This window comes from Bacillus sp. NS1 (assembly GCF_058248265.1).
On record NZ_JBZAZF010000006.1, the window covers coordinates 137551 to 154250 of the forward strand.

At 44.6% G+C, this 16700-nt stretch carries 14 protein-coding genes and 2 pseudogenes; 12 read left to right on the forward strand and 4 right to left on the reverse strand.

What is annotated here, in order from left to right:
- The first annotated feature begins 41 nt into the window (after positions 1 to 41).
- The 7 genes from AC4CV5_RS19115 to niaP all read left to right on the forward strand — a co-directional run bounded on the left by AC4CV5_RS19115 (position 42) and on the right by niaP (position 8492).
- A complete protein-coding gene (locus AC4CV5_RS19115; protein WP_222143652.1) occupies positions 42 to 1202 on the forward strand; it encodes an HpcH/HpaI aldolase/citrate lyase family protein in 1161 nt (386 codons plus the stop codon).
- Positions 1192 to 2502, forward strand: a complete 1311-nt coding sequence (locus AC4CV5_RS19120) for a phosphoribosyltransferase family protein (RefSeq protein ID WP_490923658.1) — start codon at positions 1192 to 1194, stop codon at positions 2500 to 2502. The genes AC4CV5_RS19115 and AC4CV5_RS19120 overlap by 11 nt, the downstream gene beginning before the upstream one ends.
- Before the next feature lie 6 nt (positions 2503 to 2508).
- Positions 2509 to 3618, forward strand: a complete 1110-nt coding sequence (locus AC4CV5_RS19125; RefSeq protein ID WP_373924001.1) for a cysteine protease StiP family protein — start codon at positions 2509 to 2511, stop codon at positions 3616 to 3618.
- Positions 3615 to 4415, forward strand: coding sequence for an HAD family hydrolase (locus AC4CV5_RS19130; RefSeq protein WP_222143494.1), 801 nt, complete (start codon positions 3615 to 3617; stop codon positions 4413 to 4415). Before AC4CV5_RS19125 ends, AC4CV5_RS19130 begins: the two co-directional genes overlap by 4 nt.
- A gap of 31 nt (positions 4416 to 4446) precedes the next feature.
- Positions 4447 to 6060 (forward strand): YceG family protein, encoded by a 1614-nt coding sequence (locus tag AC4CV5_RS19135; protein WP_490923623.1) that lies wholly within the window; start codon positions 4447 to 4449, stop codon positions 6058 to 6060.
- Between the two features lie 15 nt (positions 6061 to 6075).
- Entirely contained in the window at positions 6076 to 7167 is a 1092-nt protein-coding gene (locus AC4CV5_RS19140; protein ID WP_222143495.1) for a toxic anion resistance protein, read from the forward strand.
- 122 nt (positions 7168 to 7289) lie between these two features.
- The gene (gene niaP / locus AC4CV5_RS19145) at positions 7290 to 8492 is read left to right on the forward strand and encodes a niacin permease NiaP (protein WP_490923625.1); all 1203 of its coding nucleotides are present in this window, start codon (positions 7290 to 7292) and stop codon (positions 8490 to 8492) included.
- A gap of 29 nt (positions 8493 to 8521) precedes the next feature.
- Here niaP and AC4CV5_RS19150 read toward each other — a convergent pair whose 3' ends face one another.
- Both AC4CV5_RS19150 and AC4CV5_RS19155 read right to left on the reverse strand, forming a co-directional pair.
- Positions 8522 to 9691 (reverse strand): MFS transporter, encoded by a 1170-nt coding sequence (locus AC4CV5_RS19150; protein ID WP_490923627.1) that lies wholly within the window; start codon positions 9689 to 9691, stop codon positions 8522 to 8524.
- Positions 9692 to 9759: 68 nt separating this feature from the next.
- Positions 9760 to 10055 (reverse strand): annotated as a pseudogene (locus tag AC4CV5_RS19155) (ArsR/SmtB family transcription factor).
- A gap of 289 nt (positions 10056 to 10344) precedes the next feature.
- Here AC4CV5_RS19155 and opuAA point away from each other — a divergent pair.
- The 3 genes from opuAA to AC4CV5_RS19170 are packed head-to-tail and all read left to right on the forward strand — an operon-like array spanning position 10345 to position 13332.
- Entirely contained in the window at positions 10345 to 11601 is a 1257-nt protein-coding gene (opuAA, locus tag AC4CV5_RS19160; RefSeq protein WP_326222743.1) for a glycine/proline betaine ABC transporter ATP-binding protein OpuAA, read from the forward strand.
- Between the two features lies 1 nt (position 11602).
- Positions 11603 to 12451, forward strand: coding sequence for a glycine/proline betaine ABC transporter permease subunit OpuAB (gene opuAB, locus AC4CV5_RS19165; protein WP_166854367.1), 849 nt, complete (start codon positions 11603 to 11605; stop codon positions 12449 to 12451).
- Positions 12451 to 13332, forward strand: coding sequence for a glycine betaine ABC transporter substrate-binding protein (locus AC4CV5_RS19170; RefSeq protein ID WP_333514128.1), 882 nt, complete (start codon positions 12451 to 12453; stop codon positions 13330 to 13332). The genes opuAB and AC4CV5_RS19170 overlap by 1 nt, the downstream gene beginning before the upstream one ends.
- A gap of 131 nt (positions 13333 to 13463) precedes the next feature.
- On the opposite strand, the gene AC4CV5_RS19175 is transcribed toward AC4CV5_RS19170, so the two are convergent.
- Complete coding sequence (locus AC4CV5_RS19175) at positions 13464 to 14063, reverse strand: DUF421 domain-containing protein (RefSeq protein WP_248602417.1); 600 nt, start codon at positions 14061 to 14063, stop codon at positions 13464 to 13466.
- 123 nt (positions 14064 to 14186) lie between these two features.
- Entirely contained in the window at positions 14187 to 15494 is a 1308-nt protein-coding gene (locus AC4CV5_RS19180) for a chloride channel protein (protein ID WP_222143501.1), read from the reverse strand.
- Positions 15495 to 15723: 229 nt separating this feature from the next.
- Between AC4CV5_RS19180 and AC4CV5_RS19185 the strand changes: the two genes are divergently transcribed.
- Together AC4CV5_RS19185 and AC4CV5_RS19190 are read left to right on the forward strand one after the other, a co-directional pair.
- A complete protein-coding gene (locus tag AC4CV5_RS19185; protein WP_175271331.1) occupies positions 15724 to 15891 on the forward strand; it encodes a hypothetical protein in 168 nt (55 codons plus the stop codon).
- A 134-nt stretch (positions 15892 to 16025) separates the two neighbouring features.
- Positions 16026 to 16623, forward strand: a pseudogene (locus AC4CV5_RS19190) (DUF6773 family protein).
- Positions 16624 to 16700 lie beyond the last annotated feature (77 nt).

A 16700-nucleotide genomic window follows, 5' to 3' on the forward strand; every position in this document is an offset into this window, starting at 1 on the left:
CATGTCCTTCCTTTTTTGTTACAGAAAAGAGGGTGACTGGTTTGCGGTATTTCCACTATTTATCAGCGCGTCAAGAAGAGCATGTATTTTATCAAGTGCCGAAACAGGTCACGAAAGAGGCGCCGAAAAAGTGGCTTGAACAAGCGCTGGGAGCCCTATTATATATGCCTGCAACCCGCCACGACATCGGCGCTATGATTACTGAACAAAAATACGAGGATCTAACGTCCGTTGTGTTCTGCTTAGAGGATGCGATCGGGGATCATGAAGTCAAGCAGGCTGAACATAATCTCAACATTCAGCTTGAGCTCATAGAACAGGCAATTCAGCAAAACAAAATAGAACCGGAAAATCTTCCGATCATGTTTATAAGGGTGCGTTCTCCGAAGCAGATGCAGGAGCTGGCCGGCCGCTTGAAGCACCTTCTCCATTTGTTAACCGGTTTTGTGTTTCCGAAATGTTCAGAAGTGAACGCCCGTGACTATGCCGAAACGCTGAAAAACATCTCTCGCGATAGGAGAGCGCCGATTTATGGAATGCCGATTTTAGAAACGCCTGATTTGCTTTCTAAAGAGACACGGACGGAGGCTTTCGGAGAGCTGAGTGCGGTTCTGCATCAATATCAGGACTTGATTCTAAACGTGCGAATCGGTGCGACTGATTTGTGCGGGTTATACGGCATCCGGAGAAAGCCGGGACAAACCATCTATGATATTCGCCTGATTTCCGATTTTATGGCGGATGTCATCAATTATTTCGGCCGGACATTTGTCGTTTCTGGACCGGTCTGGGAATATTTCCAGGCAGCGCAAAAGCCTCACCTTCTATCAGGACACCAGCCTGCTGAGCTGAATGAGCATGTCAAAGGTTTGGTGAAGGAAACAGAGCTTGATATTGCTAACGGGATTCACGGAAAAACAGTCATTCACCCGTCTCAGCTTAAAGCGGTAAACAGCCTGTATGTTGTATCAAAGGAAGACTATATGGATGCGTTAAGCATTATTCATCACGGAAACGGTTCAATCGGAGTGATGAAAAGCCATTTTTCCAACAAAATGAATGAAATGAAGCCCCATATGAAATGGGCTGAGAACATCATAATAAAATCAGAAATTTATGGGGTGTATCATGAAAACCGATCTTTCTCCGATTTGCTCAACGAACAGCAAACCACTTCAAATATTGGACAATATGGCGGTTGATCTGTCGGTCACTGACAATCCGCTTTCTATTCCGGAGCAAGTCTTATTTGAAATGGCGGCGCGAGTGAACAAAAAAAGAGGTTTTTTATTTGTCAGCAAAGTGCTGGGAAAGCATATTCCAGTTCATCCGCTGAAGCCGCTTTTAGCGTCAGGGCTGCTTGCTTTGGAGTACGCTGAACGAAAAACGGGCCGTGAGCTGAAGGAGAAGGCTGACATTCTGAACGGGTTTCTTTCAGGAACGGACAGCGGGCTTCGGGATGCTTATCGAACATTGCAAAAGCAGCGCATGGCACTAGAGGAGGCGCCGCTTGTGATCGGGTTTGCGGAAACGGCGACAGCACTTGGACACGCGGTTTATAACTGCATTGAGAATGCGTCGTATGTCCATACAACACGTGAACAAATACGAAACAACGAGCCTTCCATTACATTTGTCGAGGAGCACTCCCATGCGACCGATCAGCTGTGCTATGCGGAACCTCATATGATCAACAACAATTGCCCGGTGATTCTCGTGGATGATGAAATCACAACAGGAAAAACGGCATTGCATATCATTCGGGATATACAATCGAAATTTCCCCGCAAAGAGTACGCTGTTTTGTCTTTATTGGATTGGCGGACTGAGGAACACAAACAAGCTTATGCTGAAGCGGAACGGGAATTAGGGGTTACCATATCAACAACAGCTTTACTGTCTGGGCGCATTTCCTTTAAGGGAGAGCTTTTGTCAGAGTCCACCTATGATTACAAACCGAAGCCGCAGGAATCAGCAATAAACAGAACAGACATCGACTTGTCCGGCTTCTTTGCATCCTTACCCTATCAGCCGGCCACATTCGCAGACGAGCATTTTTATGTGAAGGAAACAGGGCGATTTGGCTTAAAGGCGAGTGACAGGCAGGCCGTCCACGAGGCCTGCCGCCTAGCTGCACAGCATGTGGAACAATATCGGAAGGGGAGAAGAACGCTTGTGCTCGGAACGGGAGAGCTGATGTACATCCCTATGAAAATCGCAGCGCATCTTCACGGCTCTATTTCCTATCAATCTACTACCCGCAGTCCGATTCACCCTGTTGCCAAAAAGGGCTATGCTGTGCAAAACGGATATTCATTTATGAATCCCGAAGATGAGGGGGTTCGCCATTTTATCTATAACCTCCCCTCCGGAGCGTATGACGAAGTCTTTTTCTGTCTTGAAAAGACCGTTTCGGATGAGGCGTTACAGCCAATTTTTCATCTATTCAAAGAAAAAGAAGTGCCGCATATCCATATTGTAACCCTTTCAGGAAAGGCGTGATCTGAATTGACAGAGATAATTGACCGGATTGGAAGCTATTCGAAGGAGGATGTCACCTTTCTATTAAAAGATTTGTCCGCCGTTTCGATTGAAAAAAGCACGGAAGAACGGGAACGGTCGATTCAAAGCGGCACCCATTACTCTGAAATGCTGCCGATCGAATATAAGCCGACAGATGAGTATATGAAACTGTTTTATGCCTCGCTTGAAGACAGTAAACAGAAGGTTGCGTTGGCGGCCGGAGCTGTGGCGGAGCAGCTTTTCGCCAAACACGGTAAGCATATGGTTTTGTGCAGCCTGGCAAGGGCAGGCACGCCGATCGGTGTATTGATCAAACGGTACATCAAAATGAAGTATCACATCTCAGTTCCGCACTACAGCATATCGATTATTCGGGACAGAGGAATTGATGAAAACGCCTTGCAGTATATGCTGAAGCATCATCCAGACGGAAAGATCGCCTTTATCGACGGCTGGACAGGCAAAGGCGCTATTACAAAAGAACTGAACCGATCCATCCAACAGTTTAACCAGCGCTGGAATACGAAACTTTCCTCAGAAATTGCGGTGCTTGCCGATCCGGGTGATTGCGCGGACATCTACGGAACGAAGGAGGATTTTCTGATTCCGAGTGCCTGCTTGAACTCTACGGTCTCGGGTCTTGTCAGCCGAACGGTCTTAAATGAAAAATGGATGGGGCCGAATGATTTTCACGGGGCGAAATATTACCGTGAGCTGAGCGAAGAGGATGTTTCTGTATTCTATATTGAAACGATAGCGGAGCAATTTCCGTCTATTTTTAAAGAAGCAGAACGCCTGGCGATTAGCTTTCAGCGCGCACATATGAAACCGGATTGGAGCGGCTTGGTTTCCATTGAGACGATCCGAGAGCAATTTGGCATCAGCAATACGAACCTGATCAAACCGGGAGTCGGAGAAACGACCCGTGTGCTTCTTCGCAGAGTGCCTTGGAAAATACTAATTCAGCCTGGCGCTGAAGAAACGCTGAAACATATTCTTTTACTGGCAAAGGATCGGGAAGTGCCTGTAGAAGAATACGAGAACATGTCTTACAGCTGCTGCGGGCTAATTCGTCCGGCGGAGAAAAGCCTATGAACGCGTTTGCCAGCGATTTAGACAGAACATTAATTTATTCAAGGCGCATGATCGGCACGCCCGATAAGGAAGCCGGGATTGAGCTGATAGAAACATTAAATGGGCGGGAGCTTTCTTATATTTCCTCAGCCGTAAAAGAGCATATAAATCAGATTCAGAAGGATCACTATTTTATCCCTGTGACCACGCGTACAAACGAACAGTATAAGAGAATCGTATGTTTCCAGCAGGACATTGTGCCGGAATATGCGGTGACAACAAATGGCGGGTGCATCTTAAAGGACGGCGAGCCTCTGAAAGAGTGGGACGAGCTGATGAAAGAGGAGCTGGCGTCGTGTCTGCCGATCGAGGCCATGCTGAGGGAAATTGCAGGTCTCTCGTTATCAGATGCGGTAAAAAGAACCCGAATCGCCCATCACTATTTTGTGTATCTCATTTTACATGAGGAAAAAATACCGTACATTGATATATCGGCTGTGAAAAAGTGGGGAGCCGATAAGGGCTGGCAAGTATCCCTGCAGGGGCGAAAGCTTTACTTTATTCCCAATCCGCTTAATAAGTGGAAAGCGGTCGAATACCTGAAATCCAGGCTCTCTCTTGATGAAATTTATACGGCTGGAGATTCTCTGCTTGACCTTGAACTGATCCGTGAAGCCGATTTTGGCATCGCACCCGCGCACGGCGAGGTATTGAGTCACGATCCGAAACTTCGCAAAACGGTTGCAAGCGGCATGCTGGCGGGAGAAGAAATCACAGCGTCAGTTTTATCGCAAATATCTAAATTAAAACACGTGTAATCTACACAAACAAACCGGAAAGGAGGATATGATGAGACAAGAAGAACTAACCATTCATAAAGCATTTCCGGCTGATGGGAATTGGAAAAACCTGCTGTTTCAGCCATTGCCCGAGCGGGATCACTATGAAACAGAACAAGGCCTTTCTTTTTCTCGTCTTGCCGGGCAGATATTAGGCACACCTATTGATGAAACGGACTATTATAACGAGCTGTATGAGCTGTCTACTCACGATCGCATTACCATTCTGAGTGAAACGCTTGATAAAACAATCGAGCCGGAAACATTTCAAAAGCTCCAGCACATTCATTCCATCAATCAGAAAGAAAAAGGGCTGTCAGTTAGCCGCTTTGTTGCCTTTCTGGAAGGAGAAAAACTGATTGCGAAGCACTCGAATCCCTTGATGCACCGCCATTTAAGAAAAGCGCTGATGACGCTTTTACATACCTTTGCAGAAAATCATGAGCAGGGGCTGAATCATCCGGATTTTCGCAGAGTGCTGCTTGATGTCTCGAAGTTTTCGTTGAATCATCTGAATCCTTGGCTTGAAAAAACCGATATAGAGCGGGAGATGCCAAAGGTAGTTTGGTATGGAGACGCGACGAAAAGCCAGCTCTATTTCTTATATTATCTAATGTTAGTCGGCTGTGATGTTCTGCTGTTCCATCCGGCGGGAACCGATCAGCTGGCGCTTGTTGATCCGAAGCAGGAGCTCAGTTTTACGGAAAAGCTTCCGGATGTATCGGAGCTTCAGCCGTTTCCGAAAGAAAAACCGGACCGGAAATCAACAGTCGCCTACCGCTCAACAAAGGAATTCGAACATGTGCTGAATCACGAGGAATCCATGCTGTATAAGCCATGGCAGTTCAGAGATCACACCCCGGTGTCTGTTACGCTCAAAACGACCTATGATGAACTGTTTTTAATCACGAAAGAGCGCGCCTTTATTCGCCCGAATTTCAAAGCTGATAAACATTCCATCGAGATTCCAAATGTATTCGCCAAAATTATGGGCGTGTCAAAAGACAATAAAGAATATTGGAACAGGCTTCATACATTAGCAGATTATCAGGAAACAGAAATGGTAAGAAGCTTTCCGTTTACAGAAGAAATAAAATCGAACTATCAATTTCATTACAGCCACGCGCTTGACCACGAAGGGAACATTGATCCGGACAAGCTGATGGCAAGCAATGTGTGGCAGTACAAGCAGCTTCCGGCGGGTGTTCAGGATGCCATTGCCAAAACGATTTCGAGAATGTGCAGGCACCCGCGGCTTAAGGCTTTGCATCAGGAACAAGTCAAGGATGTTCAAATCTACTTGTTTAAACAAACGACAAACTTGCCTGCTAATCTGCTGAAATTGATTCAAATGTTCGACTATGCGCAAACCGTTCCGAAACTCGTTTTATATCATACAGAAATGAGCGGCGGGCTCACGCGATCGGATGCTGCTGCCCTGCTGTTCCTGAATGAAATCGGAATCGATATCATCATTTATAACCCTCCCGGCCATCAAGATATTGAGCAGTTTATTGAAGAGGATCAGTATGATATCCACTGGCTGGACGACATGGTGTTTCAGCAGGACTATAAAGAGCCTTCACTTGTGAAAAGGCTGTTCAGAACGATTACCCAAAAGTAAGGAGAGAAGAAAAGCATGACAACAGAAAATCAAAATCCGCTTGTTCTCGATAAAAACGAAGAAATTTCTCAGCAAAAGGCAGACGATATCCGCCTGCAGCTCCGCCAGGAACCAGAGGTGCAGCGCCTCGCTCAGCAAATTGACGTGAAAAACCAAATGGAGCTGCTGGAGTACGGAAAGGAGCCGGCTGTTGAAATTTCCAAGTTCTCTGACCGCATCTTGGGGATGATGAAAACAACAAGCGTGACAGATTCAGGCACGATGCTGACTCAGCTTGGAAAAATCATGGACCGCTTTGACAAAAATGATTTTGATGAGCCAAAGGGACTGATGGCCAAAATTTTCAAACGCGGCGGCAGCATGATTGAGAAAATCTTTAAAAAGTATCAGACGCTTGGTGGAGAAATTGAAAAAATCAACGTTGAGATTTCCAAGTATAAAGATGAGATGACAAAAACAAACTACACGCTTGATGAAATGTATGAAAACAATATCAACTACTACATGGAGCTTGAAAAATACGTTGTTGCCGGTCAAATGAAGCTGGAAGAGATGCAGTCAATCCTTCCTTCCTATGAAGAAAAAGCGGCAAGCGGAAACCAGCTTGCGCAAATGCAGCTTGATACGCTGCGCAACGGCATTCAGGCGCTTGAGGAACGGGTGTATGATCTGGATATGGCGCGAATGGTGGCGCTTCAAACCGCACCGCAGATCCGTCTCCTTCAGCGCGGTAATGCTAAGCTGATCGGGAAAATTAACTCCGCTTTTATTATCACGATTCCGATTTTCAAAAATGGCATTATTCAGGCCGTTACAGTGAAACGCCAAAAGCTTGTGGCTGACTCTATGAGCGAGCTTGACCGCCGGACAAACGAGATGCTGAAACGCAATGCGGAGAACATCTCGAGCCAGAGTGTTGAAATTGCCAGAATGGCCGGCAGACCGAGCATTGATATTGAAACGATCGAATCGTCTTGGAACACGATCGTCAGCGGAATGCAGGAAACAAAACAAATCGAAGAAGAAAACAAACGCCTTCGCGAAGATGGTGCAAGACGAATTGCCGAGCTTCAGGATAATATTAAAAAAGCAGCATTGCAGCAATAAAAAACCCCCCGCTTGTGAAGCATAAGCGGGGGTTTTTGTTTTACATCAATTAGTTAATGACAATGTGTAAAGACAGGTGTAAACTTAAACGGTAATCATTTTGCATATCAGAGGTGTTGGCAATGGGAAAACAACAGCCTATATCCCAGCGTAAGCTGCTGGGCGTCGCCGGTTTGGGGTGGCTGTTTGATGCAATGGATGTCGGAATATTATCGTTTATAATCGCCGCGCTCCATGTGGAGTGGAATCTGTCGCCCGAAGAAATGAAATGGATCGGAAGCGTCAATTCCATCGGCATGGCTGCGGGTGCGTTTTTGTTTGGTCTGCTGGCTGATCGAATCGGCCGCAAAAAAGTGTTTATTATTACCCTTTTGTGCTTTTCGATCGGAAGCGGCATTTCCGCTTTTGTGACGAGCTTATCGGCATTCCTCATTCTGCGTTTCGTCATCGGGATGGGGCTTGGCGGCGAGCTTCCAGTCGCTTCAACTCTCGTTTCGGAAGCGGTTGTGCCTGAAAAGCGGGGAAGAGTGATTGTGCTTCTGGAAAGCTTTTGGGCTGTAGGCTGGCTCGTAGCGGCACTGATTTCTTACTTTGTGATACCGAGCTTCGGCTGGCAGGCTGCCCTGCTGTTAACCGCGCTGACTGCTTTTTACGCTCTGTATTTGCGAACGAGTCTGCCTGATTCGCCGAAATATGAGTCGCTCTCTGCCAAAAAGAAATCGGTGTGGGAGAATGTAAAAAGCGTCTGGGCAAGACAGTATATACGGGCGACCGTGATGCTGTCGATCGTTTGGTTCTGCGTCGTGTTTTCTTATTACGGCATGTTCCTATGGCTCCCAAGTGTCATGCTGCTGAAAGGCTTCAGCATGATTCAAAGCTTTGAATATGTCCTGCTGATGACGCTTGCTCAGCTGCCGGGCTATTTTTCTGCCGCGTGGCTGATCGAAAAAGCCGGCCGGAAGTGGATACTTGTCATTTACCTGATTGGTACGGCAGGAAGCGCCTATTTCTTCGGAACGGCGGATTCCTTAGGCCTTCTGCTTACGGCTGGAATGCTGTTATCGTTTTTCAATCTTGGTGCGTGGGGCGTGCTGTATGCCTATACGCCGGAGCAATACCCGACAGTGATTCGGGCAACAGGTTCAGGAACGACAGCAGCGTTTGGAAGAATCGGCGGCATCTTCGGGCCTTTGCTCGTCGGAACGCTTGCAGCCCGTCATATTTCTTTTTCTGTCATCTTTTCAATCTTTTGCATTGCAATCTTACTCGCGGTTGCTTGTATTTTGATTATGGGAAAGGAAACGAAACAAACTGAGCTAGAATAGGAAAAGCACCTCTCGGTTGAGGTGCTTTTTTACATTTGTGTCCGGACTGCGGGTTGGCGTTTCCCGTTTTTACTGATTGTCTGGTAGAGCGCCATAGATAGTATGAATAGAATGGCAGTCAATCCTGTGACGGCTTCGAAATGATGTGCGCTTTGATATAAAAAACCTGCAACACATGTGCCGACAGTGGTTCCCGCGTACATAGCGGCATTGGAAAGGGAAGCGATGGTTCCTCGCGCGTCTGGTGAAATGGATTGAAAGACACCCATCATCAACGGAAAGATGATGCCAGCTGTAAAGAATGTGAGAAAAAAGCTCGTTTCTACTATAAATAAATTAGGAAAGAAAGGAAGAGCGAAATAGAGAGCGCCCATCAGCAGCATGCCGCCGGTCAATGTCTTAAACATGCCCAGCTTTGCTGAAATCCGACTGCCGATAAGGCTTCCCATATTACCCAGTCCGAGTACAAGCATAGCGGCGCCGATTTGCGAAACGGTTAAATGATAATCCGCGGAAAGCCAAGTGCCGAGAAAGCTGAACGACGCGAAATTTCCGGTTTGAAAGAGAAAATAGGCAAGTAAAATGATCGATGTTTTTGGCAGTAAAAACAGCTCCCGATATGGACTGAATATTGACGGGCGCGCCATTTGTTCAGCAGGGCGAATATCAGGCATAACGGCCGCCAGGATTAACACAAGAATAAGCGAGCACCCTGACAAAACGAAAAAGGGCGTATGCCATGTAAAGGAAGCGAAAAACCCTCCGATAGGCAGTCCGAGCATTTGTGAAGCGGCCAATCCTGCTGTCGCAATCCCCATGCTTTTTATGATCTGAGAAGGCTGGACGATGACAGGGATGGACGCCCAAATTTGAGGCGTCACAAACGCAGCGCTAACGCCTGCGGCAAAACGGAACAGGCACATGGCGGCAAAAGAGGGAGCGATGCCGCATAAAAACGTGGACAAGATAAAGCCTGCAAATCCCCACAGCATGACTGTTTTCCTGTTAAGCCTGTCTGAGATCGGACCTGCGATCAAAGCGAAAAGCGCATAACCGAGTGCATAAGCACTGACCATCCAGCCTGACATATCGGTAGAGACATGAAACTGATCCTGTAAAAGCGGGAGAAGCGGAGAAAGCAAAAAGGTATCCGTGCCAATGACAAACATCACACTGAAGAAAAGCCAAATACGAATCAAATTTTATCACTCCTATAGTTTTATAACTTTGAAACTATGAAACAGATATGTATAGAGAAAACCCTTTGTCAGAGGGTTTCCAAAAAGCCAGGCAGGTATGTTTGAAATGTGTCTTCACGCAGACTGACATATTTTGTCCGCGAATCTTTCCGAGTTGCCGTCAATCCCGCTTCACGCAGCGTTTTAAAATGATAAGATGCTGTGGTTTTGACAATGCTGCATTTTTCACCTACTTCACCGCAGCTGAGTTCTTTTCCGCTGTAATAAAGCGTACGAATAATGGCAATCTTGATTCGTCAGACAGTGCTTTAAAAATTTGGGCTCTGATTTGATCATCTGATTGTTTCATGAAACTATAATATATAATGGGAGGTGGAAAAGCACCTTATTTTTCCAGAGAAGGAGCAGGGGGTGTAATAGGAATAAGGAATTTAATTCCATTTGAAACGCTTTCAACCATGGTTGGACTAAATATCACCTGTAAAATACAATCATAAAGGAGGATTGCAGAGCATTTAGAAGCATAAATAAGGTCATGTGGTCACAGTGGATGTTTATAAAGAAATGGTACAGAATAAAAGAGTATATGCTGTTTGTGTGGAATGTTACATAAGTGTTACGGTAATAAGGATTGTTTAATATGGAGGGAAAATATGAGTGTAGATGAGAAACCAATTAAGATAAAAGTCGAGAAAATATCTAAAATTTTTGGGAAACAAACAAAGAAAGCAGTTCAAATGCTTGCCAACGGAAAGACAAAAAAAGAGATCCTGAAAGCGACCGGATCAACCGTTGGGGTCAATCAGGCAGATTTTGATGTATATGATGGTGAGATATTTGTCATCATGGGTCTATCAGGGAGCGGTAAATCAACTTTAGTGCGGCTGTTAAACCGGCTTATTGAACCGACTGCCGGAAACATTTACATTGATGGTGACATGATAACAAATATGTCTAAAGACCAGCTCCGGGAAGTCCGCCGGAAGAAAATCAGCATGGTCTTCCAAAAGTTCGCTCTGTTTCCGCACAGAACGATACTTGAAAACACAGAATACGGGCTGGAACTTCAAGGTGTAGACAAACAAGAACGTCAGCAAAAGGCGCTTGAGTCCCTTAAGCTTGTCGGACTTGAAGGATTTGAACAGCAATATCCTGACCAGCTTTCCGGCGGGATGCAGCAGCGTGTCGGCCTTGCCCGCGCGTTGACGAATAACCCGGACATCCTTCTGATGGACGAAGCGTTCAGTGCGCTTGATCCTTTGATTCGTAAAGATATGCAGGATGAGCTTCTTGACCTTCACGAAAATGTTGGAAAAACAATTATCTTCATTACGCATGACCTTGACGAAGCATTGCGCATCGGTGACAGAATCGCTTTGATGAAGGACGGTAACATCGTTCAGATCGGCACACCTGAAGAAATCCTGATGAGTCCATCTAACGAATATGTTGAGAAATTCGTTGAGGATGTTGATTTATCTAAAGTCCTCACAGCAGGCCACATTATGAAACGCGCTGAAACAGTGCGGATTGATAAAGGTCCTCGTGTGGCGTTAACATTGATGAAAAACTTAGGGATTTCATCTATTTACGCAGTCGATAAACAAAAGCAATTGTTAGGTGTCATCCACGCGGCTGATGCGAAAAAAGCGGCCGAGTCTGATTTGTCACTTCAAGATATCTTAAATACAGAATTTACGACTGTACCAGAGAATACGTATCTGACAGAGATTTTTGACGTTGTCTCTGATGCGAACATTCCAATTGCGGTTGTAGATGAGAAGCAGAGAATGAGAGGGATTGTCGTAAAAGGCGCGTTGATTGGCGCACTTGCCGGCAATAACGATTACATTAATGTTGAAGGCACTGATGAACAAACACAAGATCCTTCTGTACAGGAGGTGAAGTAAGATGGATAGACTGCCTAGAATACCTTTAGCCGATATGATTGACCGTTTTGTTGACTGGATTACGATGACGTTTGGCGGATTCTTCGACGGAATCGCAAACGGGTTGGCCTTTTTTGTAAATGGAATTGTCAGCGGCCTCGGATTTATCCCATCTATTTTGTTAACGATTATTTTCGCAGCACTTGCGTGGTGGATTAGTACAAGGGGAATCGCGTTATTTACATTGATCGGATTCCTCCTGATCGATTATTTAGGATATTGGGATCCAATGCTGCAAACATTGGCGCTTGTTTTGACATCTGTCATTATTTCGATTGTGGTCGGTGTTCCGATCGGAATTTGGGCATCCCAGAAAGAAACGGTTCGCCGTATTGTAACGCCTATTCTTGATTTAATGCAGACAATGCCTGCTTTCGTATATCTATTGCCGGCCATTTTCTTCTTTAACATCGGTGTTGTGCCGGGTGTTGTTGCATCCGTTATTTTCGCGATGCCGCCGACAATCCGTATGACTGTTCTCGGTATTAAACAAGTGCCGGCTGATCTAATTGAAGCGACTGAAGCGTTCGGTTCTACGACAGCTCAGCGTTTGTTTAAAGTTCAGCTTCCGCTTGCAACAAAAACGATTCTGGCCGGAATCAACCAAAGCATCATGCTTGCGTTATCAATGGTTGTTATCGCAGCAATGGTCGGTGCGCCTGGACTAGGTTCAGAAGTATACAGCGCCGTTACACAGCTGAAAACAGGGGTCGGTGTAGAAGCAGGTATCGCTATCGTTATCGTTGCGATTACGCTCGACCGTATTACACAAAATATTAAAGTGAAGAAGAAAAGCAGGGGGAATGCCTGATGTTTAAAAAAATCATCGGTATCGGTGTTTCCGCCATGCTGGCACTCTCACTTGCGGCTTGCGGATCAGAAAACGACGAAAATGCGTCCGCGGCTGAACAGGTGAACAAGACGATCATCGGGATTGACCCCGGTTCAGGTATTATGAGCCTGACTGATCAAGCGTTGAAGGATTATAACCTGAACGACTGGACACTGATTTCATCGTCAAGCGCTGCTATGACTGCTACGCTCAAAAAGTCATACGACCGGAAGAAACCAATTATTATCACAGGATGGACTCCGCACTGGATGTTCTCCAGATATAAATTAAAATATCTTGATGATCCGAAAAAAACTTATGGCAGTGCTGAGGAGATTCATACGATCACCAGAAAAGGCTTCAGCAAAGAACAGCCGAATGCCGTTAAGCTTCTGAGCCAGTTTAAATGGACGCAAGACGACATGGGTGAAGTGATGATCAAGGTGGAAGAAGGAGAGAAACCTTCCAAAGCCGCTGCTGATTATGTGAAGAAGCACAAAGATCAAATCGCGGAGTGGACCAAAGGCGTGCAAAAGGTGAAGGGAGACAAAATCAACCTGGCCTATGTGGCGTGGGACAGTGAGATTGCAAGTACAAACGTTATAGGCAAAGTCTTAGAAGACTTGGGCTATGACGTGAAACTCACTCAGGTAGAAGCTGGTCCGATGTGGACGGCGATTGCGACGGGAAGCGCGGACGCATCCCTTTCCGCATGGCTGCCGAATACCCATAAACCATACGCTGTCAAATATAAAGGCAAATATGATGATGTAGGCGTCAGTATCACTGGCGTGAAGATGGGGCTTGTTGTGCCTCAATATATGAAAAACGTCAATTCAATTGAAGATTTGAAGAAGTAAAGAAAATGAAGGCTGCCGAGTAAATCTCGACAGCCTTCATTTTTTCCTTCAAAAAAAAAGATATAAGCAGAACCAACAAAGAAAACCTTAAAGTAAAAAGGTTATGATGACATGGCCACTTATCATTTTTTTTAATCCAAATTGTCTTTAGGTTTTTCTTTATGCTTTCTATCTTTCACTTCAGTAAAAATGTTATTTGAAGTCTTTGTGGATTCATTGGAGGGCTTAGATTGCTGCGATTCAATCAGCGATTTTAGCATTTGAATATCTTCTTTCGTGGCGTATTGTTTTTCGGATTTTAACATATAACCTAACTGGCCGTTGGATTCTATTGTAGCCCATTGTAAATCAGTCAAGTGCTGTATATTTTGTTGTCTCAACCTTACTTCAAGCATATCAACTGTTAACCGCAGTTTTTTTAAATTTCTTTCATTTGCTTTGCCGTTTTCGACTACAATAAGTGATTTTCCATAAATAAACGTTTCAAGGGCATCTGATTTCAACACGATATATTCAATAAAAAGAAGCGTGAGTACCATTAAAAACGTAATCAGCATAGTAATCCAAATGTTCCTGTTGCCAACAGGTTGAATAATTAATGATCCAACCGCTATCATCATGACAGTTTGAGCTACCGTAAGCTGAGAAACTGATTTTCTGCCAGCTAACCGTAAAATAAGAACTCCTCCTGCCACGACTACTATAGATTTCCATATGAAATTTAAATCCAAAAATATCCCCTCTTTTCAACCAATCATCTTCCTGCGCTGTTTTTATTGTGGGTTATATTATGTATTCTATTCTTCAGCGATAGTCACTTTAGCGGAACTAAATGCAGCATACTGCTTTTTTGTCTAAGATTTTTTTTTCTTTTCGACATTCTCAATGGTTTCTCCGTAAGCGATATTATATAACCTGCTCTTAGGCTCGTATATTTTTTGAGAAGGCCATAGTCCGTGGTGTCCTGAAAATAAATAACTAACCATACAAGCCGCGAAAAAGTACTCTAGCCCCTTTCCGTGGAACATCTCCATTGCCAATAGGAAGGCTGCTAAGGGGGTATTGGCACCGCCGCAAAAAACAGCAATTAATCCTAATGCAGCGAGAAATGACATGGGTAAATCCATGAATGTGTGTATGGTGTTCCCTAATGTTGCCCCCATAAAAAATAAAGGTATTGCCTCTCCGCCAACAAAGCCGGTTCCAAGAGTAACTGCTGTAAAAACCAGTTTGGCGAGAAAGGCAAAAGGAGGAACATCTTCTTTGAAGGATTGTTGTAGCATATCTAATCCCCGGCCATTGTAATCTTGCGAACCTGCTATTAGAGTTAGGGCCACAATGATCAATCCGCCAACAAAGGCTCTTTTCATATGATTTTTTTTGAAGAGCTTCTCAGAAAATGTTTGTATACCGTGTCTCATTTGGCTGTATAAAACACTTAATAAACTGAAGATAACAGCTGCGAGAATAACTTTTATAAACGTAATAAAAGATAGGTGCGGCACAATTTGTATGTAGAATTCTTCGTGTTTATGACCCCACACTGCTGTTGTCATAAAGTGACCGGCAAAGCTGGCTGCCAGACAAGGAACAAGTGCTTCGAATTTCAGTTTTCCTAAAGCAGCCATTTCCATGCCGAAAACAGCACCTGTTATGGGAGCACCAAAGGCGGCGCCAAACCCGGCGCTTATGCCGCTCATGATTAACATTTTACTGTCGAACATGTTTAAACGAAATAGCTTGTTTACTGCCGCAGCTATACTTCCTCCCATTTGGACAGCCGCACCTTCTCTTCCCGTAGAACCGCCAAAAAAGACAGTTATGAAAGTTCCCAAATAGACGATAAGTCCCATTCTCCGCGGAACCACTTTCTTTCCATGAACCGCGTCTATCACTAGATTATTTAATTCAGCAGTGTCATTTAATGTGTTATTGGAAAATACCTTTCCGTAGTTCATATAGATATATCCTAAGATCACTCCTCCTAAAGGCAGAAGAAAAATAAGCCAATCTCTTTTTTCCCGCACGTCTCCTAAATAATCGTTTGTCTCTAAAAGAAAAGTTGTCGTTGAGCTCACAATGATACCAATAATGCTTCCAAAAATAATCCATCGAACAAGAATTGAAAAAAAGTTTTTATACTTTAGTATTGTTGCATTCATTCATTACCCTCATTTCACACTTTTAGCTGCATAACTTATGTAATAATCTGGTTCACTTATCCAGAATGGCTTGGGGATTTATGGACTCATTTTTGCAGCAATTACAACTATCTAAGCTAACCGTTCGAACCTATTGTTGCCTATTATTCAAAAATTGATTATCGAAATTTTATTCCGAAAGGAAATCCTCCATAATGATTCGGCTCTTACAAAAGAGGGGGGGTGGATGATGGCGGCAGCCAAGTCCAGGGATCGTTATCTTACTGTTTACGGCGACTTGATGATAGTGCTTGGCGCAAGCTTGATTCGGTACGTGAAATGGTTTCGGTATGTGCTTCTGCTCGCTCTGAGATCGTACCTTAATCGGTCTATGTGTTTAGCTGTATCGGTGTATTGATTACGAGGCTGTTTATTCCATACTGATGCCCGCCGGCTTGTACGGCGGGCTTTTGAATTATTCATTGCAGAAGCACAGGCTGTTATTGTAAGATGTAAGCCATAAGCCATTCGTAAAAGTGCGGGAGGAAGGTCATGAATAATCTGCGTAATAGACTTTCAGGCGTGAATGGGAAAAATAAGAGAGTAAAAGAAAAAGAACAAAAAATCTGGTCGGAGATTGGGATGATAGCGGGAGCATTTGCGTTGCTTGATGTGATCATCCGCGGCATTATGTTTGAATTTCCGTTTAAAGAATGGGCTGCAAGCCTTGTGTTTTTGTTCATCATTATCTTATATTACTGCATCAGGGCAGCAGCATCTGGAATGCTCATGCCGAGAATAGACACCGAAGAAGAACTGCAAAAACGGGTGAAACAGCAGCGAATAGAATCAATTGCGGTCGCCATTGCGGTAGTGGTGCTTACGATGTACGACAGGGGGATTCCCCATACATTCTTCGCTTGGTTGAAAATGATCCTTCTTTTTATCGTCTGCGGCGGCGTTCTGTTTCTGCTTCGGTACGTGATTGTGAAGCTGGCTTACAGGAGAGCGGTAAAAGAAGAGACAGAGAAGAAATCATCTTGATAGATGGTTTCTTTTTTTGTTTGTAAAGTGAGAGAAACGCTCACAGTTCCGGGCAGCTTTTTCTATAGGAACATTGATTTGTATTCACTCTATCAAGTTGTTTTGATAGAGTGAATGTGATAATTTAAAATGTAAGCGTTAACAAAATTATCCAGTCTTCACATCAGTTTGAAAGGAGGAAGC